Annotated in this window: 22 protein-coding genes; 10 read left to right on the forward strand and 12 right to left on the reverse strand. The window is 75.2% G+C overall.

Features of this window, described 5'->3' with window-relative positions:
- Positions 1-38 precede the first annotated feature (38 nt).
- The 4 genes from BFL37_RS09390 to BFL37_RS09405 all read right to left on the reverse strand — a co-directional run bounded on the left by BFL37_RS09390 (position 39) and on the right by BFL37_RS09405 (position 5,872).
- On the reverse strand, positions 39-716 hold the full coding sequence (locus tag BFL37_RS09390) for a signal peptidase I (RefSeq protein WP_241533937.1): 678 nt from the start codon (positions 714-716) through the stop codon (positions 39-41).
- The gene (locus BFL37_RS09395; protein ID WP_086514871.1) at positions 713-1,498 is read right to left on the reverse strand and encodes a sortase; all 786 of its coding nucleotides are present in this window, start codon (positions 1,496-1,498) and stop codon (positions 713-715) included. Before BFL37_RS09395 ends, BFL37_RS09390 begins: the two co-directional genes overlap by 4 nt.
- Before the next feature lie 130 nt (positions 1,499-1,628).
- Positions 1,629-2,330 carry a TasA family protein gene (locus BFL37_RS09400; protein WP_086514872.1) on the reverse strand — a complete coding sequence of 234 codons (702 nt, stop codon included), beginning with the start codon at positions 2,328-2,330 and terminating at the stop codon, positions 1,629-1,631.
- 146 nt (positions 2,331-2,476) lie between these two features.
- The gene (locus BFL37_RS09405) at positions 2,477-5,872 is read right to left on the reverse strand and encodes a DUF7507 domain-containing protein (RefSeq protein ID WP_086515288.1); all 3,396 of its coding nucleotides are present in this window, start codon (positions 5,870-5,872) and stop codon (positions 2,477-2,479) included.
- Between the two features lie 404 nt (positions 5,873-6,276).
- Between BFL37_RS09405 and dnaK the strand changes: the two genes are divergently transcribed.
- The 5 genes from dnaK to BFL37_RS09430 all read left to right on the forward strand — a co-directional run bounded on the left by dnaK (position 6,277) and on the right by BFL37_RS09430 (position 11,618).
- Complete coding sequence (gene dnaK / locus BFL37_RS09410; protein WP_086514873.1) at positions 6,277-8,148, forward strand: molecular chaperone DnaK; 1,872 nt, start codon at positions 6,277-6,279, stop codon at positions 8,146-8,148.
- Positions 8,145-8,798 carry a nucleotide exchange factor GrpE gene (locus BFL37_RS09415; RefSeq protein WP_086514874.1) on the forward strand — a complete coding sequence of 218 codons (654 nt, stop codon included), beginning with the start codon at positions 8,145-8,147 and terminating at the stop codon, positions 8,796-8,798. The genes dnaK and BFL37_RS09415 overlap by 4 nt, the downstream gene beginning before the upstream one ends.
- 117 nt (positions 8,799-8,915) lie before the next feature.
- Positions 8,916-9,932 carry a DnaJ C-terminal domain-containing protein gene (locus tag BFL37_RS09420; protein WP_086514875.1) on the forward strand — a complete coding sequence of 339 codons (1,017 nt, stop codon included), beginning with the start codon at positions 8,916-8,918 and terminating at the stop codon, positions 9,930-9,932.
- Positions 9,933-9,951: 19 nt separating this feature from the next.
- On the forward strand, positions 9,952-10,398 hold the full coding sequence (locus tag BFL37_RS09425; protein ID WP_172403806.1) for a heat shock protein transcriptional repressor HspR: 447 nt from the start codon (positions 9,952-9,954) through the stop codon (positions 10,396-10,398).
- Positions 10,395-11,618 (forward strand): class I SAM-dependent methyltransferase, encoded by a 1,224-nt coding sequence (locus BFL37_RS09430; protein ID WP_086514877.1) that lies wholly within the window; start codon positions 10,395-10,397, stop codon positions 11,616-11,618. Before BFL37_RS09425 ends, BFL37_RS09430 begins: the two co-directional genes overlap by 4 nt.
- 19 nt (positions 11,619-11,637) lie before the next feature.
- Here BFL37_RS09430 and BFL37_RS09435 read toward each other — a convergent pair whose 3' ends face one another.
- The 7 genes from BFL37_RS09435 to BFL37_RS09465 all read right to left on the reverse strand — a co-directional run bounded on the left by BFL37_RS09435 (position 11,638) and on the right by BFL37_RS09465 (position 16,679).
- A complete protein-coding gene (locus BFL37_RS09435) occupies positions 11,638-11,874 on the reverse strand; it encodes a helix-turn-helix domain-containing protein (protein ID WP_172403782.1) in 237 nt (78 codons plus the stop codon).
- Complete coding sequence (locus tag BFL37_RS09440) at positions 11,874-12,512, reverse strand: hypothetical protein (RefSeq protein ID WP_086514878.1); 639 nt, start codon at positions 12,510-12,512, stop codon at positions 11,874-11,876. The genes BFL37_RS09435 and BFL37_RS09440 overlap by 1 nt, the downstream gene beginning before the upstream one ends.
- 80 nt (positions 12,513-12,592) lie before the next feature.
- Complete coding sequence (locus tag BFL37_RS09445; RefSeq protein WP_086514879.1) at positions 12,593-13,012, reverse strand: BLUF domain-containing protein; 420 nt, start codon at positions 13,010-13,012, stop codon at positions 12,593-12,595.
- A 439-nt stretch (positions 13,013-13,451) separates the two neighbouring features.
- Complete coding sequence (locus BFL37_RS09450; RefSeq protein ID WP_086514880.1) at positions 13,452-14,186, reverse strand: 2'-5' RNA ligase family protein; 735 nt, start codon at positions 14,184-14,186, stop codon at positions 13,452-13,454.
- A gap of 169 nt (positions 14,187-14,355) precedes the next feature.
- Positions 14,356-15,384, reverse strand: a complete 1,029-nt coding sequence (locus BFL37_RS09455) for a LacI family DNA-binding transcriptional regulator (protein WP_086514881.1) — start codon at positions 15,382-15,384, stop codon at positions 14,356-14,358.
- Positions 15,385-15,505: 121 nt separating this feature from the next.
- Complete coding sequence (locus BFL37_RS09460) at positions 15,506-15,874, reverse strand: hypothetical protein (protein WP_241533938.1); 369 nt, start codon at positions 15,872-15,874, stop codon at positions 15,506-15,508.
- A gap of 181 nt (positions 15,875-16,055) precedes the next feature.
- A complete protein-coding gene (locus tag BFL37_RS09465) occupies positions 16,056-16,679 on the reverse strand; it encodes a flavin reductase family protein (RefSeq protein ID WP_086514882.1) in 624 nt (207 codons plus the stop codon).
- 117 nt (positions 16,680-16,796) lie between these two features.
- Here BFL37_RS09465 and BFL37_RS09470 point away from each other — a divergent pair, with 117 nt between their 5' ends.
- The 5 genes from BFL37_RS09470 (at position 16,797) to BFL37_RS09490 (ending at position 22,958) form a co-directional block, all read left to right on the forward strand.
- Complete coding sequence (locus BFL37_RS09470) at positions 16,797-17,837, forward strand: hydrolase (RefSeq protein WP_086514883.1); 1,041 nt, start codon at positions 16,797-16,799, stop codon at positions 17,835-17,837.
- Between the two features lie 213 nt (positions 17,838-18,050).
- Positions 18,051-18,791 (forward strand): GDSL-type esterase/lipase family protein, encoded by a 741-nt coding sequence (locus tag BFL37_RS09475; protein ID WP_086514884.1) that lies wholly within the window; start codon positions 18,051-18,053, stop codon positions 18,789-18,791.
- A 66-nt stretch (positions 18,792-18,857) separates the two neighbouring features.
- Positions 18,858-19,796, forward strand: coding sequence for an ABC transporter ATP-binding protein (locus tag BFL37_RS09480; protein ID WP_086514885.1), 939 nt, complete (start codon positions 18,858-18,860; stop codon positions 19,794-19,796).
- Complete coding sequence (locus tag BFL37_RS09485; RefSeq protein ID WP_086514886.1) at positions 19,793-20,782, forward strand: iron-siderophore ABC transporter substrate-binding protein; 990 nt, start codon at positions 19,793-19,795, stop codon at positions 20,780-20,782. The genes BFL37_RS09480 and BFL37_RS09485 overlap by 4 nt, the downstream gene beginning before the upstream one ends.
- A gap of 19 nt (positions 20,783-20,801) precedes the next feature.
- Positions 20,802-22,958, forward strand: a complete 2,157-nt coding sequence (locus BFL37_RS09490; RefSeq protein ID WP_086514887.1) for an iron ABC transporter permease — start codon at positions 20,802-20,804, stop codon at positions 22,956-22,958.
- Here BFL37_RS09490 and BFL37_RS09495 read toward each other — a convergent pair.
- Positions 22,955-23,803, reverse strand: a complete 849-nt coding sequence (locus tag BFL37_RS09495) for a phosphotransferase (RefSeq protein WP_172403783.1) — start codon at positions 23,801-23,803, stop codon at positions 22,955-22,957. The genes BFL37_RS09490 and BFL37_RS09495 overlap by 4 nt on opposite strands.
- Between the last annotated feature and the right edge of the window lie 106 nt (positions 23,804-23,909).

Consider the following 23,909-nt stretch of genomic DNA (forward strand, 5'->3'; position numbering starts at 1 on the left):
CGGCGCGGCGGCGGCGGGCGCGGCGCGATGTCGGGGCATCAGGCCGGCCCGCCGGTGGTGCGGGCCGGGTCGGCGGGGGAGTCCGCGGCGGAGGCCTCGGCGGAGTCCGCCGCGACCTCGACCGGGCGCGGCGGACGACGCCAGATGACGGTCAGCAGCCAGATGGTGCCGGCCGCGCCGACGGCCGCGAACGCGACCATGCGCGTGACGGGGTCGCCGAGCCAGACGAACGGCCAGCCGAGGAGGGGGACGACGGAGGTCCGCTCCCACACGGCGTCGTCGCCGATGGTGACGATCCACGGATCGCCCGAGGGGTTGTTGTCGCCCTTGGTCTGCATGGCGAGGCGGTCGGGCGACCAGCCGTCGAGCCGCTCGGCGTCCTCCGGGCCGAAGACGTGGGTGACGCGGTGGATCACGCGCACGCGCGGGCCCATCGGGGCCGTGAAGACGACGACGTCGCCGGTCGCCACGTCCGTGCGGGGCGTCGGGGCGGTGATCGCCAGCGAGCCCACGGGCATCCCGGGCGCCATCGAGTTCGAGAGGACGGGGACGAAGCGGGTGACGCCGAGCGCGGAGAGGGCGATGACGGCCACGACGGCCAGCGCGACGGCGGCCGTCACGAGCCCGCCGAGGAGGCCGAGGGCGCGGCGGGCCGGGCTGCGACGGCTCGGCGCAAGGCGCCCGGGGGCGGTGTCGGCGGCGCGGGCCCGGGTCACGACGCGGTCCCGGGGGTCGCGGCGGCGGCGCGTCGGCGACGGCGGCGGCCGGCGAGGAGCAGGATCCCGCCGCCGAGGAGGGCGAGGAGGGCGCCGGCCAGGGCGGACGCGATGTCGCGGCCGGTGACGGGGAGCAGGTCGCGCGGGGCGTCGGCGGCCGGGGCGGATCCGGCGGGCGCGGATCCGGCGGGCGAGGTGCCGGCGCCGGGGGCCGTCCCGCTGCCGGGGGACGGATCCGGCCCGGTGCCCGCGTCGTCGACGAGGGCGAAGCCGATGCGGACCATGCCGGCGGTGGACTGCATCCTGTTGTCGGCGAGGGCGGGGAACCGGACGCGCACGGAGACGCCCACGGTCTCGCCCGCGCCCAGCGGGGTGCGCGTGACGACGCTGTCGAGGGTGGCGGCGGGGCCGGATCCGAGCGGCTCGACGGGACCGCGGCAACGGATGGGCGCCGTCAGCGTCTCGAAGCCGCCCTCGCAGAGCCGGACGCTCAGCTGGATGCCGCCCTCGGCATCCCCCGTGAGGGCCATCGAGCGCATGGAGTCGAGGCGGACGGAGAGCGGCGACGCGTCGCCGGAGACGTTGGTGACCTGGGCGGCCCAGTCGACGGTGTCGCCGGGGGCCAGGTCGTCGAGCGGGATGTCGGGGCCGGTGAGCTCGCGGATCTCGAGCGAGGTCGGATCGTCGACGGCGGCGCTGGCCGGGAGCGCCGCACCCGAGGCGGCCAGCGCCAGGCACAGCGCGGCGGCGGCGATGCTGCCGGTGCCGCGGTGTGCGCGCATGGTCGGGTCCTCCGGGGTCGGGACGGTGCTGGTCGGGGGGGCGTGCGGTGGTGCGGGGTGGTGCAGGCGACGCGCGGACGCGACGCCGGTCGACCGGGCCCCGGCGCGTGCCGGGGCCCGGTCGGGGCGATCAGCGCTGGACGCCGTCGCGCTGGATCGCGGCTGCGGTGAACGTCAGCGAGGCGGCCGCGTTCTCGTAGTCGTTGTCCGCGGTGTCGGGCAGCTGCAGGACCATCAGGGTGTTGAGCACCACGTCGGCGGTGTCGCTCGGGAAGGTGCCGTCCGCCGTCGGCGTGACGCCGAAGTCCGCCGGCGTCAGCGTGGTGGAGTTGCCGTCGCCGGTGATGGAGGCGAGGGTGCCCGCGCCGGTCTGCTGCACGGTGCCGGAGCACGTGTACGCACCCACGGGAGCGGTCGCCGAGGTCCACTCGCCGCCGACGCAGGTCTGCAGCGAGTAGGTGAGGCCGTCGGCCCCGGTGACGAGGGACTCGCCGTCACCCGCGAGCGCCGGGTCGTTCGTGCCCGCGGTCTCGGCCGTCACGGCGTAGGACAGCTGGACGGACTCGACGAGGTCGCCGTCGTTGGTGGCGTCCGGCAGCTCGAGCAGGATCGGCCGCTGGACGGTGTCCCCGGGCGCGATGTCCGAGACCGTGTAGTCGCCCGTGGCGATGATGTCGAGCTGACCCGCGTCGGCCTGGAGCGTCGCCGTGTCGGAGTCGGTGAAGATGGCGAACGCTCCGCCGGTGACGATCGTGCCCACGGCGAGGACCGCGCCGGTGGCGACGATCTTCTTCCAGGGGCGGCGACGCTGGGGTGCCTGGGTGGTGCTCATGGTGGTTCCTCTCGATGTGTGACGCGGTGCGCGGTGCGCGCGGGTGGTGCTGGTGCTGTTCCTGCTGGTGCGGTGATGGGCGTGCGGGCGGGGGTGGGGCGCCGCATCCGGGGGCGGATGCGGCCTGGGGGGTCTGGGGGCGGGCATCAGCAGCCCACCGCGGAGACGGCCGCCGGCTGGGCGACGGCGATGGAGGGCGCGCTCGCGACGCCGACCCAGCGGTGCAGGTCGGGACGGACGCGCCACTGGTAGGAGCGGGACTCGCCGACCCGGTCGTCCGAGAACGACGTGGCGGTGCCGGCGAGGCGGGCGACCGTGATCCACGCGCCGGGTGTCGTGCCCGCGACGCGACGCTCGACGAGCTGGTCGGTGGCGCCCGGGACCTGGGCCCAGGAGATCGCCGTGACGGGGCGGCCGGCGACGCAGCTCGCGGTCGCCGCGGTGACGGTCGTCGTGCTCGTCCAGCTGCCGGTCGAGGCGCCGAGGCCGGCGTCGTCCCGGTGCGTGAAGCCGCGGGGGACGAGCGGCGCGGGATCCAGGAACACCGTGACGGTGGAGGACGCCGCGATCCCGGTGCCGGGCGCGGCGGGGCGGTCGGTGATCGCGTAGGCGACGACGAAGGATCCCGTCGGGCCCGTGGCCGGCGGCCGGTAGGTGCAGAGCGCGGCCGCGCAGCTGAAGGACCCCGGCAGCCCGGCGGGCGGGGTGGCGCCCGTGACCGCGAGCGCGTCGCCGTCCACGTCGGTGTCGTTCGCGCGCGGGTCGATCGTGACCTCCGGGCCGCCGATCGTCGCGACCAGCCGGTCGGCCCGTGCCACGGCGGCGCGGTTGACGGGCGTGACCGTGACGGTGACGCGCACGTTCCACGTGCCCGCGCCGCTCTGCAGCGCGTAGTCGAAGACGTCGACCCCGGTGAACCCGGCGGCGGATCGGTAGGTGCAGCGGCCGCGGTCCGTGCCGCTCGCCGCGCACGTCGCGCTGCCGGAGGTCGGCGACGCGGGCACGGGACCCGCGGCGCCGCCGACGAGCGTCGGCGTCGCGGAGAGCTGGGCACGGCTGAGCGTCGCGCCCGTCGCGGCGGGCCCGTCGTTGGCGAGCACGTCGATCACCACGGGCACGCCCTGCGGCGTCGTCGCGGAGTCGGGCAGCGGATCCGGCACGGCCAGCACGGTCGCCGTCGCGGTGCGGCTGACGGGACCGGTCGGCGCGGTGGCTGTGGCCGTCGCGGTGTTCACGATGGATCCGGCCTGCACGTCCGCGGTCGTGGCCGTGTACGTGGCGGTGGCCGTCACGACCTGGCCGGGCGCGAGCGTGCCCGCGGTCCCCGGCCACGTGTACGCGAGGGCGGAGACGCCGGCCCGCGGATCCGCGATGGAGACGCCCGTGAGCGTGGTCGACCCGGTGTTCTGCAGCCGGAACGCGTACGTCACGATGCCGCCCGCCGCGGGCACGTTGCCCGGCGTCGCGGTCTTGGTGAAGGCCAGGGTCGCGGTGCGGTCGAGCGTCACGGTGCGGGTGGCGGTCGCCTGCGCCTGCACGCCGCCGGAGCTCGTGCCGCGCACGGTCGCCGTGTTCGCGATCTGCCCCGCGTCGACGTCGGCCTGCCGCACCGTGTAGCTGGCGGTGGCCGTCGCGGTCGCGCCGGGGGCGAGGGTGCCCGCGGTGCCCGGCCACGCGTAGGTCACGGCCGACAGCCCGGGGAGCGGATCCGTGAGCGCCACCCCGGTCAGCGGCACGGAGCCGGTGTTCCGGATGGAGAAGGAGTACTCGACCGTGGCGCCCGCCGTGGACCCGCCCGTGAGCGTGGCGCCCTTGGTGAGGCTGAGGGCCGCCGCCCCGTTGACGGGCGTGCTCGTGGAGGAGCTCGCGGTCGGCGCGGCCACCCCGGCGAGGGTCCGGCCGGAGACGGTGGCCGTGTTCACGAGCGGCGTCGCGGCATCGACGTCGGCCTGGGTGACGGTGTACGCGGTGGACGTGAAGGTCCGCGATGCGCCGGGCGCGAGGGTCGTGGAGGCGGGGCTGATGCCGGTGACGCGCGGATCGGCCACCGCCACCTGCTGCAGCGTCACGTTCCCGCTGTTGCGCGCCACGAACGAGTACGCGATCCGCTCGCCGACGTCCGCCCGGCCGTTGCCGTTCGTGTCCGTCAGCGCGCCGGTCTTCGTGAGCGCCAGCGCGGGAGCGGGCGTCGCGATCTGCGCGGTCGCCGTGCTCGAGTTGCTCGTCGTGGGGAAGAGCAGCGTGTTGAATCCCCGCGCGGACGCGGTGTTGACGAGCGTGCCGGACATCGCCTCCGTGGGCGTCACGACGTGCTCGCCCGTGCAGGTGACCGTCGCGCCGACGAGGAACACGCTGAGCCCGAGCAGGCCGCCGGGACAGGAGACGGAGGGCACCAGGGGATCGTTGACCGTCACGTTCGAGAGGGTCACCCCGCTGTTCGTGAGCACGAACTGGTACGGGATCGACTGCCCCTCGGCGTAGGCCGCCGGCTGCGGCTTCGTCCGGTCGATCTGCTTCACGAGATTGAGGGCGCTGAGGTCGTCGATGCTCGAGACGCTCACCTCGCGGATCAGGTGCGTGTCGGTGAAGCCGCCCGTGGAGGCGAGGTAGCCGAGCTTGTAGGAGGAGGGGGCGGGGGTCGTCATCGTGTACCGCAGGACCTGCGTGAGGGAGGAGGTGGCGGCGCCGGCCGTCGCGCCCACGTAGACGGTGACCACGGGGAGCCGCGCGGACGAGACCGTGATGCGGATCGTGCGGCCGAGGTCGGCGGTCGGCGTGCTCAGCGTGGTGGTGGCGCGCAGGCTCGACGCCGGCGATGCGCCCGTCAGGTAGCAGTAGCCGGTCGTGCCCTGGCCGGGTCCGCGCAGCGCGATCGTGTTCGGACGCTGGCCGACGCCCGCGTTCGCGCAGCCCGTGCCGCGGCCCTCGGTGGGGCTCGAGAAGTTGCCGAAGGCGTCGAGGCCGACGCCGAGGTAGCCGCCAGCGACGCCCGGCGAGCTGGTGGTCTGGGCGTAGCCGAGGGATCCGCCGGCCGGGCCCGCGGAGGTCAGCGGCACGGATCCGTCGGTGAGGAAGAAGCCGATGCCGTCGGCGCCGCCGGAGGACGTGCCGTACTGGTACTGGTCGAACTTGATGTCGAGCCCGCCGCTCGCCGGGATCGCGTTGTCGTAGACGACGCCGCCGACCGCGCTGGCCCGGTTGTCGGTGAGCTGGAGGGCACCGGGGTTCGCGCTCGCGGGCGGCGACTGGGTGCGGCTCGAGCACACGCCGAGCGTCGAGCCGCTGCTCGGGGTCGAGGTGGCGCGGGTCAGGCACGCGCTGCCGAGCGGCTTCCACGCGGCGTCGGCCACGCTCGTCCCGGTGAACGACTCGGTGATCAGCTGCGATGCCGCGGTCGCGGTCTGCGCGGGCAGCGCCACGAGGAGCGCGGCCCCGAGGGCGGTGGCGACGAGCGCGGAGAGACGGCGGATCCCGGGTCGGGATCGCGGACCGAGGGCGTCGCGGGACGGCTCGGCGGCATGGCGCGCACGCGTACCCACCACCTCGACCACCCCCTGGAGATCACGTCCCCGTCCGGGCCGCCGAGAGGCCCCCCGGCCTCGCGTCGGCAACGGTAGATCAGCAGATCACGCCGCCATAAGGGCCCCAGTAGCGATCTAGGTGTACCAGTAGCCCCCATCTCGGCCCTCCGGCCCCCCGGCCGGGGCACATCGGCCCCGCGGGCGCCGATCGCGGGCCGTGGATCCTGTGAGTTGAGCCGACATCGCTCAACTCCTGCGCTCGCGACTTGACGCTCGCCGAGGCTCCGTTAGAGTTGAGTCATCGCGGCTCAAGTAGCACGCCGCTGACGAAGCGGCACCGCGAGCGAGACTCCGCGGGACACCCGCGTCACCACACGAAGCGACCCCGTGATCCGGGCGCCGCGGCAACAGAAGGAGAACACCCCATGGCTCGTGCAGTAGGAATCGACCTGGGTACCACCAACTCGGTGGTCTCGGTCCTGGAGGGCGGGGAGCCCACCGTCATCGCCAACGCCGAGGGCGCGCGCACCACGCCGTCCGTCGTCGCGTTCACCAAGGACGGCGAGGTGCTGGTCGGCGAGACCGCCAAGCGCCAGAACGTCACCAACGTCGACCGCACCATCTCGTCGGTCAAGCGCCACATGGGCACCGACTGGACCGTCGGCATCGACGACAGGAAGTACACGTCGCAGGAGCTGTCCGCCCGCATCCTCGGCAAGCTCAAGCGCGACGCCGAGCAGTACCTGGGCGACTCGGTGACCGACGCGGTCATCACCGTCCCCGCGTACTTCAACGACGCCGAGCGCCAGGCCACGAAGGAGGCCGGCGAGATCGCGGGCCTCAACGTGCTCCGCATCATCAACGAGCCCACCGCGGCCGCCCTCGCCTACGGCCTCGACCGGGGCAAGGAGGACGAGCTCATCCTCGTCTTCGACCTCGGCGGCGGCACGTTCGACGTCTCCCTCCTCGAGGTGGGCAAGGACGACGACTTCAGCACCATCCAGGTCCGCTCCACCGCGGGCGACAACCGCCTCGGCGGCGACGACTGGGACCAGCGCATCGTCGACCACCTCGTCAAGCGCTTCAAGGAGTCGACGGGCGTCGACGTCTCGAACGACAAGATCGCCAAGCAGCGCCTCAAGGAGGCCGCGGAGCAGGCGAAGAAGGAGCTCAGCTCCTCCACCAGCACGAGCATCCAGCTGCCCTACCTCTCCCTCACGGAGAACGGCCCGGCGAACCTCGACGAGACGCTCACCCGCGCCAAGTTCGAGGAGCTCACGAACGACCTGCTCGAGCGCACCCGCAAGCCCTTCGAGGACGTCATCCGCGAGGCCGGCGTCTCGGTGGCGGACGTGGCCCACGTGGTCCTCGTCGGCGGATCCACCCGCATGCCCGCCGTCGTCGACCTCGTGAAGAAGCTCACGGGCGGCAAGGAGCCCAACAAGGGCGTCAACCCGGACGAGGTCGTCGCCGTCGGCGCCGCGCTCCAGGCCGGCGTGCTGAAGGGCGAGCGCAAGGACGTCCTGCTCATCGACGTCACCCCCCTGAGCCTCGGCATCGAGACCAAGGGCGGCATCATGACCAAGCTCATCGAGCGCAACACGGCCATCCCGACCAAGCGCAGCGAGACCTTCACCACCGCCGACGACAACCAGCCGTCCGTGGCCATCCAGGTCTTCCAGGGCGAGCGCGAGTTCACCCGCGACAACAAGAACCTCGGCACCTTCGAGCTCACCGGCATCGCGCCGGCGCCCCGCGGGATCCCGCAGGTCGAGGTCACCTTCGACATCGACGCCAACGGCATCGTGCACGTGTCCGCCAAGGACAAGGGCACCGGCAAGGAGCAGTCGATGACCATCACGGGCGGATCCTCGCTCGGCAAGGAGGACATCGAGCGCATGGTGCGCGAGGCCGAGGAGCACGCGGCGGAGGACAAGACGCGCCGCGAGCAGGCCGAGGTCCGCAACAACGCGGAGCAGCTCGCCTACTCGATCGACAAGCTCATCAAGGAGAACGACGACAAGCTCCCCGAGGACGTCAAGTCCGAGGTCCAGGGCGACGTCGACGGCCTGAAGAGCGCCCTCGCGGGCGACGACGAGACGGCCGTGAAGACCGCGTTCGACAAGCTCTCCGCGAGCCAGACCAAGCTCGGCGAGGCCATCTACGCGCAGGGCCAGCAGGAGCAGGCCGCGGGCGAGACCCCCGAGGGCGCGTCCGAGGCGAAGAAGGACGACGAGGACATCGTCGACGCCGAGGTCGTGGACGAGGACGACGAGGACAAGAAGACCGACCGATGACCGAGGACACCGCGAACGGCGAGGGCCGCGTGCCCGAGGACGAGGGAGCCGAGCAGTCGGCCCCCGCGTCCCCGGCCGGGCCTGACGCCACGGCGGACCAGGCGGCCGACGCGGCCTCGGTCCCCGGCGAGGACGGCGCGTTCGTCGAGGCCGAGGGCCCCGACGTCGAGACGACCGACCCGATGGACGAGGAGCTGCAGGACCTCATCGAGCAGACCCGGAACGAGCCCGTCGAGGGCGACTCCGAGCACCTCGCGGACCTGAAGCGCGTCACCGCCGAGTACGCCAACTACCGCAAGCGCACCGAGGCCAACCGCGAGATCGAGCGCCAGCGCGCGGTCGGCGACGTGGTCAAGGGCATCCTCCCGGTGCTCGACGACCTCGACCGCGCCGAGAAGCACGGCGACCTCGCGGAGGGCGGACCGCTCACCGCGATCGTGGCGAAGTTGCGGACGAACGTCGAGCGCATCGGGCTGGTCAAGGTCGGCGCCGTCGGCGACGCCTTCGACCCGCAGGTGCACGAGGCGATCTTCCAGAAGCCGAACCCCGAGGTCCAGGTGGACACCGTGGCGGACGTCGTCGAGAGTGGCTACTACATCGGCGAGACGCTGCTGCGGGCCGCGAAGGTCGTCGTCGACAAGCCGGAGTAGCGCCATCAACCGCAGCATCGATCCGGCTGCACCCACCCCGGTCCGGGCGTCCGCACGCGCGGGCGCCCGGACCGGGTCGTGCGGCCCCCACCACGAGAAGAAGAAGGGAGGCGTCTGATGGCCAGCCAGGACTGGTTCGACAAGGACTTCTACAAGGTCCTCGGAGTGTCCAAGGACGTCTCGGAGGCCGACCTCAAGAAGGCCTACCGCAAGCTCGCGCGGCAGTACCACCCGGACAGCAACCCGGATCCGTCGGCCGAGGCGCGCTTCAAGGAGATCAGCGAGGCGCACGCCGTGCTGGCCGACAAGGAGCAGCGCCGCGAGTACGACCAGATGCGCGCCATGGGATCCGGCGCGCGCTTCACCGCACCCGGCGCCGGCGGCGGCCAGGCGGGCGGGTTCGAGGACGTCTTCGGCGGCATGTTCGGCCAGCAGGCCGGCGGCCGCGGGCGGCGCGCAGCCGGGTTCGGATCCGGCCAGCCCCAGTACAGCCAGGGCGGGTTCGAGGACATCCTCGGCGGCATGTTCGGCAACGGCGGCTTCGGCCAGTCGTCCGGCGGCTACCGCGGGTACGGCGCGCCCACCAAGGGGCGCGACGTCACGGCGTCCACCACGATCGACTTCCTCACCGCGGTGCAGGGCGACGTCGTGCGCCTGCAGGACTCCGACGGGCGGCCCCTCACGGTGCGCGTGCCGGCCGGGGTCACCGACGGGCAGAAGATCCGCCTCGCCGGCAAGGGCGAGCCGTCGGGCGACGGCGGCGCGTCGGGCGACATCATCCTCACCGTGCACGTGCGGCCGCACCCCGTGTTCGAGCGCGACGGGCTGAACCTCCGGGTCAACGTGCCCGTCACGTTCCCCGAGGCCGCGCTCGGCGCGACCATCGAGGTGCCCACGCTCGGCGGCGACCCGGTGCGGCTGAAGGTCGCGCCCGGCACGTCCAGCGGCAAGGTGCTGCGCGTCAAGGGCCGCGGCGTCACGACCCCGAAGGGCACGGGCGACCTGCTCGCGCGCATCGAGGTCGCGGTGCCGTCGCGGCTCACCGACGCCCAGCGCGTGGCGCTCGACGCCTTCGCGAGCTCCGGCCCCGCCGAGGACCCGCGTCGCGAGCTCATCGAGCGGGCCAGGAGCTGACGTGGATCCCCGCGACGCGATGGACGAGGACGCCCCCGTCTTCGTGATCTCGGTGGCGGCCGAGCTGTCGGGCATGCACCCGCAGACGCTCCGGCAGTACGACCGCCTCGGGCTCGTGTCGCCCACCCGCACGGCCGGGCGCTCCCGCCGCTACTCGATGCGCGACATCGTGCAGCTGCGGGAGGTCGCCCGGCTGGGCGCCGAGGGCGTGAGCCTGGAGGGCATCGCGCGGATCCTCGAGCTCGAGAACCAGGTGACCGAGCTCCGCGGGCGCGTGCGCCAGCTCGAGTCGGCGCTCGCCGACGAGCTGCTCTCCCGGCCCGGCCGCCGCGTGTTCGCGGCCCGCGGCGACGGCGACGTGGTGTCGCTGCGCGCGGGCGTGCGGCCCTCGCGGCCCACCGAGGTCGTGCTGTACCGCGCGGCGCTCACGTCGCCGGGCGACGACGGCGGGCGCGACGCGCGGTGAGCGACGCGCCCGATCCGTCCGCGTCGCCCGTCACCGCCGAGGACCTCCTCGACCTCGGCGCGCTCCGCCGCCGGCCGGACGTCGAGGCCGAGAACCTCTTCGCCGTGGACGCGGCCGACCGCCTGCTCCTCGACGAGCTGGTCGCGCTGCTCGCCGCCGCGTCGGACGCGGACCGTCCCGTGCGGCCCGAGGAGCTCGTCGTCATCGGCGACCAGTACGGCGCGCTCGCGCTCGGCGCGGCCGCGGCCCTGCGTCGTGCCGGGGCGGCGGATGCCGTGCGCATCCGCGTGCACCAGGACGCCCTCTCCTCCGAGACCGCGCTCGACCTCAACGCGCAGCTCGTCGGCGAGACCGCGGAGCTGATCCACCACGGGCTCGCCGGCGCCCTCGCCTCGGGTGCGCGCATCGTGCTCGCGCGCCTGCCCCGCAGCCTCGACGCGCTCGACGAGTGGGCAGGCATGGTCGCGCGCGGAGCCGCCGACGACGTCACCGTGCTCGCCGTCGGCCGGGTGAAGCACATGACCCCCGCGATGACCGACGTGCTCCGCCGCCGCTTCGGACAGGTCCATGCGACGCTCGCGCGGCAGAAGTCCCGGATCCTCGTGGCGCGCGAGCCCCTGCGCGCGGCCCCCGACGACGGTGCCGACGACTACCCCCGCCGCGAGTCCCACCCCGACCTCGGCCTCGAGGTGCGCGCGCACGGCGCCGCCTTCGCGGGCGCCCGCGTCGACATCGGCACGCGCTTCCTCCTCTCCTTCCTGCCCCACCTGCCCGCCGACGCCGCCACGGCGGTCGACCTCGGCTGCGGCACGGGCGTCATCGCGTCGGCCGTCGCGCTCGCCCGGCCGGACATCCACGTGATCGCGACCGACCAGTCGTGGGCGGCCGTCGACTCGGCGCGCGCGACCGTCGCCGCGAACGGGCTCGCGGGGCGGGTGACCGTGGTGCGCGACGACGCCGGATCCACCGTGCCCGACGGATCCGCCGACGTCGTGCTCCTGAACCCGCCGTTCCACACCGGCGCGACGGTGCACGCGGGCCTCGCGCCGCGCCTGTTCGCCGCGGCCGCCCGCATGCTCCGCCCGGGCGGACAGCTCTGGACCGTCTACAACAGCCCGCTCGGCTACCGGCCGCAGCTGACGCGCATCGTGGGCCCGACGCGCGAGGCGGGGCGGAACGCGAAGTTCACGGTCGCCGTCTCGACGAAGCCGGAGTCGTAGGGCCGGCCCGCGTGCGGCGTCAGGCCGTCGGGGGATCCAGCACCAGCAGGTCGCCGATCTCGCACTCGAGGGCGCGGCAGACCGCGACGAGGGTCGAGTAGCGGATCGCCCGGGCGCGGTCGTTCTTCAGCACCGAGAGGTTCACCTGGCTGACGCCCACGATGGCGCTCAGCCGCGTCAGCGTCATGCCGCGCGCGGCGAGCAGCTCGTCGAGGCGGCAGTGCACGCCGGTGGGGCCGTCGTCCTCGGATCCCATCAGACGAGGCCGCGGGTGTCGCGCTGCAGGGTCTCGCCGTGCTCGACCACGAGGCCCACGATCATGAGGGCGAAGCCGAGCGCGATGGTCGACGCGTCGACCTCCGCGACCACCGGCCAGAACCCCTCGAGCCCCGCGGCCGGGTCGTTGAGCTCGCCGCCCACGAGCCAGGCCACTGCCGTGCGCGCCCCGAGCGAGAGCAGCGCGGCGATCATCACGGTGCCGCCCGCGAGCGTGACCACCAGGCTGAGGCGGCGGGCGAGCGGATCCGGCCGGAGCAGCCGGCGGGCGAGGATCGCGACCGTGCCCGCGAGGGCGATGCCGACGGAGGCGTCGAGCGCGATGCGGGCGACGTGCACCGCGACGATGCCGCCGGAGAGCTCGCCGACCGCGACCTCGGCCGTACGGTAGGCGCCCGAGCGGAGGTCGGCGGGGCCGGCGTCGGCCTCGGCGGGCAGCGATCCGCGCATCTCGAGCGACGTCTGCACCACCCCGGTCCGCACGGTCTCGACCGCGCTCGCGACCGCCGCGACGGCCACGGCCAGCAGGACGAGCACGGCGACCACGAGGGCCGTCCACAGGACGCCGCGCGTGAGGTGCGCGGCGGACCCGGTTCGGGCGAGGGGGGTGCGGCTCATGGTGCGTCCTATCGATCATCGTTACAACGAATATCGATATGTTCGCACGTGCTCGGGCTCGGTGTCGAGGCCCGCGCGGATCACGCCGGGTGGGTGCGGAACCACTCCAGCAGCCAGCGGGCGCGGGAGGGCGCGTCGGGGCGGGCGGCCGCGGACGCCGGGCGGTCGAGGAAGTCGTCGTAGCCCCGGAGCTGGCGGAGGGTCGCGTCGTCGACGGTGCGGAAGCCCATCGACCAGCCGGGGAACTGGCGGGCCGGGATCTCCTCGTCGAGCAGCAGGCGCACGTCGGTGTGCCGCGGATCCGCCTCGATGGTCGAGAACACGGCCTCCACCGCGTCGTGCGGGCCCTCGAGCACCTGCATGAAGCGCCCGTCGCGGTGCAGGAGCAGGCCCGTGAGGCCGGTCTCCTCGTTGTTGCGGATGCACTGGCCGAGGAGCTCGGCGAGATCCTCGTCGGTCATGTGCCGTGTGGCGTCGCTCGTGTAGACGGTCGTGCGCATGGATCCCCCTCAGGCCGTCCTCCCATCCTGGCGTCTCGCGGCCGCCAGCGGGAGACGGGATGCGCGCGGGCCTCCCGGGCCGGACATCGACGAGGCGTCCCGTGCGGGCGGACGCACAAGAGCCCGGCGCGACCTCGGGAACGGCGCGCGCCGGGCTCCTGCTGCTGCCGTGTCCGTTCGGGTCGGAGCACGCAGGGATCTGATGAGCTGCCCGCTGGGCGGGGGACGCGGCGGGGGCTCTTCGGGTATCCATTCGCGCGACGGCATCGGGGGAACCCGCCGCGCTGAGGAGACTCTACGACCCCGGTCCTCATTTTGGAGGACATGGATGCGCGAGGAGCGGGTGATCCGAGGGTGAGGGGAGGGTGAGAGGCCCGGCCTGCCGCGGATCCGGGCCCCTCCGGGGCTATGACGAGGACGTGGCCGGGTGTCCGTCGGACTATCCGGCCAGCGTTCCGAGGGTCCAGGTGCGCACGTGCTCCCACGTGAGCGTCGTCCACCAGCGGCCGGACCAGTCCGGGCTGGCGGTGCGGTACATGACGACCGTGTGACCCGTGAACCCGGCCGGGACGGGCTCGTCGAGCTCGCGGATGAAGGCGCCGACCTCGTCGTGCAGGTCGGGGCGCACGGCGAGGTCGTGCGAGGCGAGCGAGAGGTGCGCGCGGAAGCGCGCGGGGTCGAACACGTGCAGCTCGGGGGAGCTCATCGGCCGGCGGAAGGGCGCGACGACGCGGTCGATGTCGGCCGCGAGGGACAGGAGGTCGGCGTTCCGGGATCCGTCCGGCAGGCGGTCGACGTCGTACACGAAGCCCAGGCCCTGCTCGCGGACGCCGGCGTTGTGCACCGGGAACGCGGGGCGGTCGGCGAGCAGCTCCGTCACGGCGTCCACGACGCGGTCCTCGTCGCGGCCGAACGGCTGGCTGCCGACGAGGGTCGCGTGCGGCGGGAACGCGCCCGCCGACACGAGCCCGTACTGGGCGCGGATCTGGTCGCAGACGACCGTGACGGCGCGGCAGGTGCGGGGGTCGGGTCGCAGGAAGATCCCGTAGCGGAAGGGGTCGCTGTCGTCCCGGGGGAGGGCGGACGGGTGCGGGCGGACGTCGACCCGGCTCGCCGCCGCGGGCGCGGTGTCGGGGTCGGCGAGCGCGTCGGCGGTCGGGTCGTCGTGGTCCATGCGGGATCCTCCAGGGCGTCGAACGGGTGCAGGGAACGTTCCCTGCATCGCGACGACCACCGTGGCACACGCCGGATCCGCAGTGGCGGCCTCGACGTGAACGGCGGGTGGACGGGCGGTGCGGTGCTGCGCGTGCGTCGGCGGGACCGGGGTGTCGCGCCGGTAGCCGTCAGGCGCGGAGGGGGGCGGCCGTGCGGCCCGGGATCAGGTCGCCGTCGACCGCCGTGTGGAACGTGCCCGTGACGGTGCCGTCGATGCGGTCGACCACGGCGTCGACCGCGAGGGCGCCGATGACGGGGATCGGCTGGCGCCAGGTGGTGAAGCCGAGGAGCCCGCTCGTGAAGGGCGGCAGGCCGTCGTACCCGGTGATGGAGACGCCGTCCGGGGCCGTGATGCCGCGGCGGCCGAGGCCGTCGAGGATCGCGAGGGCCCAGGTGTCGCTCGGGGCCATGACCGCGGTCACGCCGCCCGCGTCGACGATCTCCCGGGCGATGCCGTCGGCGCCGTCGAGATGGCCGGCGGCGTGCTCCTCGGCGCGCACGTGGACGACTTCGAGGCTCAGCGCGCGGAGGCGGTCGAGCATCGCGAAGGTGCGGGCCGACATGGTGAGGGAGATGGCCGGGGCGAGCGTGACGACGGCGACGCGGCGGTGGCCGAGCGACGCCACGTGGTCGGCGAGGCCGCGTCCGCCCGTCGTCTCGTCGCAGTAGACGCTGCTGAGCGACGCGTCCACCTCGGGCCGGCCGGCGACGACGGTGGGGATCCGCCGGGCGGACGGGAGGATGTCGGCGACCGGAAGCGCTCCGCTGCACACGACGAGCCCCTCGACCTGCAGCGAGACGAGGGTCTCGAGCGCCTTGCGCTCCTCCGTGACGTCGAAGGCGCCGAACCCCGTCGTCGTCACGACCCGGTACCCGCGCTCCGACGCGCGCTGCTGCAGCGCCGTGAGCAGGTGCCCGTAGAAGGGGGTGGACGCGTCGCGGACGAGCACGCCGAGCGTGTGGGTGCGGTGCGCGGACATCCCCCGCGCGTGGGCATTGGCGACGTAGCCGAGCGCGGCGGCGGCGTCGTGGACCGCCTGCTGCGTGGCCGCCGCGACGCCCGGGGCGCCCGAGAGCGCGCGGGAGACGACGGACTTGGAGACGCCCGCGCGCGCGGCGACGTCGTGGATGGTGGGGGCGGCGCCGGGGCGGCTCATGCGCGGATCCGCGGGGAGGGCGGCCCCGGGTCGGCGGCGGGTCGCGGGATCGGCGCGGGGTGCGGGGCGGCGGGGGGCACGAGTCCACGGTAGCGAGGCGGGGGCGCCGTGCGGGGCGCGGTCAGGGGCGGGAGGTCGCGGGATCCTCGTCCGGCGGCGGATGCGGGGTGCGCCGCGGTAAAGGGGTGCGCTGCGGTTCGGGGGTGCGCGGCGGTCCGGCCGTGGACGGCCCCTCGGCCACGGGCGGCAGGGGCAGGCCGGCCGCGCTGGCGCCGAGGCGGCGGAGGATCGCGCGGCGCACCGTGCGGCACGCCGTGCGGACCGGGCCCGGCCGACGCGACGCGGCGTCCCGGTCGGGGTCCGGAGCGCCGACCGCGCGCCGGGTCGCGCGGAGCGGGTCGTCGTCGGCCGGATCCCCGGGCCACGCGTCGTGCAGCGCGCGCAGGCGCTCCTGGAGGAGGTCGTCGTCGCGGTCGGGGCTGCTCAGCACGCGCCGCCTCCCCGGGGGATGCGGCGTGCGCGTCCGCGGTGCGCCGGGCCGGCGCCCGACGGCGTGCGGTGGTGCGGTGCGTGCGGCATGGGACCTCGGGCTGCGGCGGGGACGGGAGGGCCACGAGGCTACGGGCCGTGCGGATCCGCCGGCGCGACCCCTGCACATGCCGCGGCGCCGGTCAGCGGTACCACTCCTCGTCGACGGTCGCGAGACGCGACGGGTGCACCTCGGCGGTCAGCCCGTAGAAGCGCTGGAAGACCATGATCAGCGGGCGCCAGCGGTCGGGGTCGATCCGGCCCGCCCGCTCCCCGAGGATCGACGGGTGGACGTGCACCCTCGTGATCCGCACCTCGTGCGTGGCCGCGCCGCCCTCGTCGAGGGGATGGGACGCGATCACGCGGCCCTCCAGCGCCACGGGGCACTCGCGGACGCGCGGCGGCGCGACGGTCTCGGACGCGTGCGGCGTCAGCCCCGCGTGGGCGAAGCGATCGGCGACGTGCCGGTAGCCGACCTCGGCCTTGGCGGCGGGCACGGGGTCGCGCCCGGTCGTGAGCGCGAGCCGGTCCACCGCGTCGACCTGGTCCGCGGACGGCAGGTTGATCACCACCTCGCCGGTGTCGCGCAGGTTCGCCGCGGTCTGCGAGCGCGTGCCCATGCCGAGGACCGCCGTGCTGCCGAGCCAGAACAGCGACGACATGGGCGCGAGGTTCACCCGTCCGTCCGCGCCGACCGTGCTGAGCAGGGCGACGGGCGTGCCGAAGTAGAGGATGGCGGGGTCGATGCGCACGTGGGCGGCGTCCATGGTGATCCGATCGTCGAGGTGGGTGAGGCGACGGCCGCCTCCCCCGGGTAGACGCCGCAGGGCGGGCGGACGTGAGGTCCCCGGCGCGCTAGGTTCGGCGGGACCCGAGGGAGGCGCATGGACGACGAGGATCCCGGCGCCCGACGCGACGCGTCCGGCGGCGCGTGGCGCGTGCGGGAGCTGCGGCTCGACAGGATCCACCGGGAGGCCGCCGTGCGGATCGCCGGCGGCCGCGTCACGCTCGCCGACCCCGCCGAGGAGGTGCTCAGTCGGCTCGACCTGAGCGTCAGCGACGGCGTGGTCGACCGGCACGTGCACCTCGGGCTCGTCGACCACGCGGCGCTCGCCGGGTCGCCCGTCACGGCGGTGGTCGACCTCGGCTGGGATCCGGCGGAGATCGCCCGCATCGCCGCCCGGCCGCCCTCCGGCGTGGAGGTCCGCTTCGCGGGTCCGTTCCACACCACCCCGGGCGGTTACCCCTCGGATCGCGCCTGGGCGCCGGCGGCCGCCGTGCGCGTGGTGGCACGCGCGGAGGACGCGGGGGCGGCCGTCGCGGAGGCGCGGGCGGGCGGATCCGCCGCGGTGAAGATCGTGCTGCACGACGGCGGGCCGCTGCTCGCCGACGACGTGCTGGCCGCCCTCGTCGACGCCGCGCACGACGCCGGGCTGCCCGCGGCCGTGCACGCGGAGGGCCAGGGGCAGGCGGCGCGCGCGATCCGAGCCGGTGCCGACGTGCTCGTGCACGTGCCGTGGACCGAGCGGCTCGACGACGCCCTGCTGCGGGAGTCGGCGGCGCGCGACGTGCTCTGGATCTCGACCCTGGCGATCCACGACGGCGCCGACCTCGCGACGGCCCTCGACAACGCCCGCCGGTACGTCGCGCTCGGCGGCCGCGTCGCGTACGGCACCGACCTCGGCAACGGCGACCTGCCCGTGGGGCTGAACGCGCGCGAGGTGGAGCTGCTGGGCGAGGTCGGGCTGCGTGGCCCGGCGCTGCTCGACGCCGTGCTGGGCGGCGCGCCGGGCGGGATCGCGCACGCGCTGGCGAGCGCGGATCCGCTGCCGTCCGCCGCCGACGCCACGGCCGGGCAGCTGGTCGCGTGGCTGCGCGGCGCGCACCGGCTGGGCGCGTCGGACCTGCCCGGCGACATCCGCTGAGCGATCGGTCGGGCCCGATCGGGCGCACGTGGGCGCGGGCACCCAGGGCGCGCGCCTACGCTGGGGCATCCCCTGGACCTCGGGCCGCGCGGAGCACCGCCCCGCGCGCACGACGGAGAGCCCGCTCTCCGCGACCTTCCCCGCCCCGTGCGGGCCACCCTGGCCGGCGTCCCGGACCGGAGCGCCGGATCCGCCCGCTGCCCCAGGACACCCATGCCCCGACTCCCCGCCCTCCTCCTCCCCGCCCTCGCGCTCCCCGGCGTCGCCGCACGTGTGGGGGAGTTCCTCTACCGCCGGGCCGACGCGTCCGGCGACATCCACCCGGACGATGCCGCGCACGGCACCGTCGCGGGCCCGGACGCCGACCGCATCGCGGTCCTCGGGGAGACCGGCATGATCAGCCTCGGCGTCCGCACCCACCAGATCTCGCTGCCCGCGTTCCTCGCGCGCCAGCACGCGCGGCGCGTCGGACGCGGCGTCGCGTGGTCGAGCTCGTCGCTGCCGGGCTCGCGCCTCCGCGAGGCGCCCGCGGTGATCGCCCGCGCCGGATCCGACCTCGCGCGGGTGGACGCGGTCGTGCTCCTCGCGGGGATCACCGACGTGCTGCGCGTCACGTCCACCCGCGCGTGGACCCGGGACATGCGGCGCGCGATCGAGGCGCTGCGGACGCATCTGCCGGAGGGCGCGTGGATCCTCGTGGCCGACATCCCGCCCCTCGACAACGCCGGGAGCCTCTCGAGGCCGGCGCGCCTGGCCGCGGGGCTCCACGCGCAGGCGCTCAACCGGCACACCCGCGAGGTGGTGGACGACCTGCCCTTCACCCGCGTGGTCACGTTCCCCGAGGAGCTGACGCGCTCGCTGTGGCGGCCGGAGTCGGAGGAGAGCCGGTACCAGGGGACGTACCGGGTCTGGGGCGCGCACCTCGCGGAGGCGCTCGTGGACTCCCGGGGCTGAGCCGGAGGCGATCGCGGGCGACCCGCGGGTTGTCCGCGGACGTGAGGTTAGGCTAACCTCACCTGCGTGACCTCCCCTGCCCCGACCGCCCCGATCGCGCGCGCCGTGGATCCGGATCCGTCGCGGGATCCCGCCGGAGCCCCCGCCGCCGCATGCGCCCTCGAGGCCCGCGAGATCACGGTCGCGTACGGCGACACGGAGGTCGTGCACGGGGCTGGCCTCGAGATCCGGCCGGGCTGCGTCACCGCGCTCGTCGGGCCGAACGGCAGCGGGAAGTCGACGCTGCTGCGCACGATGGCCCGGCTGCAGGCGGCCCGCTCCGGGTCGCTCGTGCTGCGCGGCGGCGGCGGCGACGGCGACGGCACGACCGCGGGTGACGCCGGCACGGAGACCGACGCCCTCGACCTCTCCCTCCGCCGCTTCGCCCGCCGCGTCGCCCTCCTCACGCAGGGCAGGCCCACGCCCGGCGGCCTCAGCGTCCGCGACGTCGTCGAGTTCGGCCGCTACCCGCACCGCGGCCGCTTCGGCGGGGCGGATCCCGAGGGCCGCGCCGCCGTCGACCGTGCGCTCGACCTCACCGGCCTCGTCGCCCTCGCCGACCGCGGCGTCGACCAGCTCTCCGGCGGCCAGCTCCAGCGCGTCTGGCTCGCCAGCTGCCTCGCCCAGGAGACCGGCGTGCTGCTCCTCGACGAGCCCACCACCTACCTCGACCTCCGCTACCAGGTGGAGCTCCTCGACCTGGTGCGCGACCTCGCCGACGACGGCATCGCCGTCGGCGTCGTCCTCCACGACCTCGATCAGGCCGCCGCGCTCGCCGACACCGTCGCGCTGCTCTCCGACGGCCGGATCGTGAAGACCGGCACCCCATCCGAGGTGCTGACCCCCGACCTCCTCACCGAGGTCTACGGCATCCCCGTCGAGGTCCACGCGGACCCGACGACGGGCAGCCTGCGCACCCGCGCGGTCGCCCGCCACCACCACAGGAACGAGAGGCTCCACCCGTGATCACGAGACGACGAACCCTGGCGATGACCGCCCTCGCCGCCGCGACAGCGCTCACGCTGACCGCATGCGGCACCACCGAGGAGGCATCGACGGGCTCCGGCACGACGCCGAGCGGCGAGCAGATCACGCTCACCGACGGCACCGGCGCGGAGGTCACGCTCGACGGGCCCGCGACCAAGGTCGTCGGCACCGAGTGGAACGTCGTGGAGAACCTCGTGTCGCTGGGCGTGGATCCCGTGGGCATCGCCGACGTCGAGGGCTACTCCGCGTGGTCGTCCGCCGTGCCGCTCGTGAACGAGCCCGCCGACATCGGCACGCGCGGCGAGCCGAGCGTGGAGGCCATCGCGTCGCTCGCGCCCGACCTCATCGTCGCGACCACCGACCTCCCGGCCGACGCCGTGGAGCAGCTCAAGGCGATCGCGCCGGTGCTGCAGATCAACTCGGCCGACGGCTCGAAGCAGATCCAGCAGAGCGAGGACAACCTCGAGCTCATCGCGAAGGCGACGGGCACCGAGGACCAGGCGAACGAGGTCATCGACGCCTACGACCAGGCCGTCACGGACGCGAAGGCGGAGCTCGACGCGGCCGGGCTCGCGGGATCCCGGTTCCTGTTCGCGGACGCGTACGTGGACGCCGGCGCGGTCACCATCCGCCCGTTCGGGAAGGGCTCGCTCATCGGCGACGTCACGACCGAGCTCGGCCTCGAGAACGCGTGGACGGGCGAGGTCGACCCCGCCTACGGCCTCGGATCCACCGACGTCGAGGGCCTCACCACCGTCGGCGACGTGCAGTTCCTCTACAACTCCAACTCCACGCAGGGCGACGACCCGTTCGCCACCACGCTCGCGGGCAACGCCGTCTGGCAGTCCCTGCCGTTCGTGACGGCCGGCGACGTGCACCGCATGCCCGACGGCATCTGGGCGTTCGGCGGCCCGGCCTCGATGACGGCGTACGCGAAGGCCGTCACCGACCTGCTCGTCGGCTGACCCGCACCCCGTCGATCCGATGACCGCTCCCGTCCGCACCGCGCCTCCGCCGGCCGACGCGCCTCCCGCGTCCGCCGGCCGGGCGTCGATCCCGGATCCCGTCCCGTCGCTCGCCGCCGTCGCGCGCGCCGACGGGGCCGGCCGGATCCCGGTGCGGGCGGTCGCGGTCGTCGGCCTGCTCGCGCTCCTCGTGGCGGTGCTCGCGGTGATCGACGTCACGCAGGGCACCGCCGCCGTGGGCCCGCGGGAGGTGTGGGAGGCGCTCACCGGGCGCGCGACGCCGGGCGACGCGTCCGTCGTGGTCGCGTCGCGGCTGCCGCGCATGGCCGCGGGGATCCTCGTGGGCCTCGCCCTCGGCGCGGCCGGCGCCGCCCTCCAGACGGTGAGCCGCAACGTGCTCGCCTCGCCCGACACCCTCGCCGTCAACGCCGGCGCCTACGCGGCCCTCGCGGTCGCGGCGGTCACCGGGCTCACGCTGCCGGTGCTCGCGGGCGCGGGCGTCGCGTTCGTCGGAGGGCTGGTCGCGGCGGCTGTCGTGCTCGCGGTCTCGGGCCTCGGATCCGGCACGGTGCGCCTCGTCCTCGCTGGCAGCGCGCTCGCGCTCGGGCTCGGATCCGTCACCAGCGCGCTCCTCCTCCTCTTCCCGCAGCAGACCTCGGGCCTCTACCGCTGGGGCCAGGGCGGCATCGGCCAGAACGGCTTCGACGCGGTCGCGCAGATGGCGCCCGTCGTGGTGGTCGCGCTCGGGATCCTGCTCCTCATCACCCGCCGGCTCGACGCGCTCGGGCTCGGCGACGACGCGGCCCGCAGCCTCGGCGTCCACGTGCGGGCGACCCGGGTGATCGCCGTGCTCGCCTCGGTGCTGCTCGCCGCCGCCGCGGTGACGGTCGCCGGGCCCATCGGCTTCGTCGGCCTGTACGCGCCCGCGTTCGCGCGGCCTCTCCGCCGGCTCGTGCCGGGCGTCCGCCGCTCGTGGGTCTTCATCCCGGTCGCCGGGCTCATGGGCGCCGCCGTCGTGCTCCTCGCCGACGTGCTGCTGCGCGCGGTCGTCGGCGCCGAGGCGTCGGTCGCCGTGCCGACCGGGCTCGTCACCTCCCTCATCGGCGCGATCGTGCTCGTGGTGCTCGCCGTGCGCACCCGCGACAGCGCGACGCCCGCGCCCACCGAGCGGCACGGCGTGATCACCCGTCGTCGCGCCGCGCTCGTGGTCGGCGCCCTCGTCGCGGTGCTGGTCGGCCTCCTCCTCGCCTCCGTGCTCCTCGGTGACGCGAAGCTGCTCCTCGGCGACCTCGTGAACGGGATCCGCGGCACCGCCGGCCCCGTCGTCAGCTACGTGCTCGACACCCGCGTGCCCCGCGTGCTCGCCGCCGTGCTCGCGGGCGCCGCGCTCGCCCTCGCCGGCGTGCTCGTGCAGGCCGTGACCCGGAACCCGCTCGCGGATCCCGCGATCCTCGGCGTCTCCGGCGGCGCGGGCCTCGGCGCCGTGCTGTTCGTGACCACCGCGCCGCTCGCATCCGGCTGGGGCATCGCGGGCGCGGCCGGGCTGGGCGCGCTCGCCGCGGCGGCCGTCGTGTTCGGCCTCGCGGCGCGCGGCGGCTTCCCGCAGAACCGGCTCGTGCTCATCGGCGTCGGCGTCTCCGCGGGCACGGCCGCGGCGATCAGCATGGTCATCGTGCTCACCGATCAGTTCAACGGGGCGAAGGCGCTCACCTGGCTGTCGGGATCCACCTACGGCCGCGGCTTCGACGACGCCCTGCCGGTGCTGGTCGCGCTCGTGCTCGCGGTGGCCGTCGCGGCGCCGCGGCATCGGATGCTGGATCTCGTCGCCCTCGACGACGACACCCCGCGCCTCCTCGGCGTCTCGCTCGGCCGCTCGCGCCTGCTCGCCCTCTCCGTCGCGGTCGTGCTGACGGCGACGGCGGTCGCGGCGGTCGGCGTGATCGGCTTCGTCGGCCTGGTCGCGCCGCACGCGGCCCGCGCGCTCGTCGGATCCCGCCACGCACGCGTGCTGCCCGTCGCGATCCTCCTGGGTGCCGCCCTCGTGACCCTCGCCGACCTGCTCGGCCGCACCGTGATCGCCCCGGGCCAGCTCGGCGCCGGCCTCGTGACCGCGCTCGTCGGCACGCCGTACTTCGTGTGGCTGCTGTGGCGGGGGCGGACGGCGCGGGGGCGCTAGCCGGCGGGATCGTGCAACGTGCCCGCCGCGCAGCGCCGGGCGAAGTTCGCCAGCGCGTGGTCGCGGAGGGCCGGATCCCCGGCCAGCTCCGCGGCCGCGGCCACCTGAAGGGGGAGGGACGCGCGGTGGGCCTTCGCCCGCGCGAGCACGTCCGCGGGCACGATCTGCGCTACGGCGGCAGCGCCGTAGGAGCCGACGAGGGGCGCGGCGTCCACCGCCGGATCCGCCGCCGCGGCGTGGTCGAGGTCGATGAGGCCGGGGTCGTCGCGTGCATCCCACACGACGTTGTGCGGCCCGAGGTCGCCGTGGACCAGGGAGCGGGGCGCGTCGTCGGAGGAGGTCACGACCTCGCGGACCACCGCCCGGGCCGTCGCGCGCAGGTCGGAGCCGGCCGTGATGCGGTCCACGACCTCCGGCCACGCGGATCCGCCGCACCACGTGCGCGCCGGCGGCAGCCCGGAGGTGGGCAGGGGTGCAGCCGCGAGGTCGGCCAGCACGTCGGCGAAGGGCCCGCGGACCTCGTGCCACGGTCGATCCGCGTCCACGGTCCCCTCGACGAAGGTGCAGGCCATCGCCGACCACGCGCCCCCGTCCACCGTGCCGATGAGCCGCGGGATGCGCGTCGCGAGCCCCAGGGCGCCCACCGTCCGCAGCACGTCGGCCTCGCGGAGGATCCGCGCGCGGTGGTCCGCCGCGGAGGACACGCGCACGACCCCGGTCCCGCCCAGCACCGCGACGTGGTGGAAGGCGCCGTGGCGGTGGACGGCGTCCGCCCACGCGAGGTCCGGCCACGTCCGCCGGAGGACGGGCCACGCCCGGGACGCGTCCTGCTCGAGGGTGCTCATCCCCCGCAGTCTCCCATCGCCGCGCACGCGGCAGGGATCCGGGGCGGCCCGACGGAGGGTCCACCCGGGCCGCCCGATGGTGGGGTCAACCCCACCCCCGATCCGG

This window comes from Clavibacter michiganensis, from assembly GCF_002151125.1.
Classification (GTDB): Bacteria; Actinomycetota; Actinomycetes; order Actinomycetales; family Microbacteriaceae; genus Clavibacter; species Clavibacter michiganensis_C.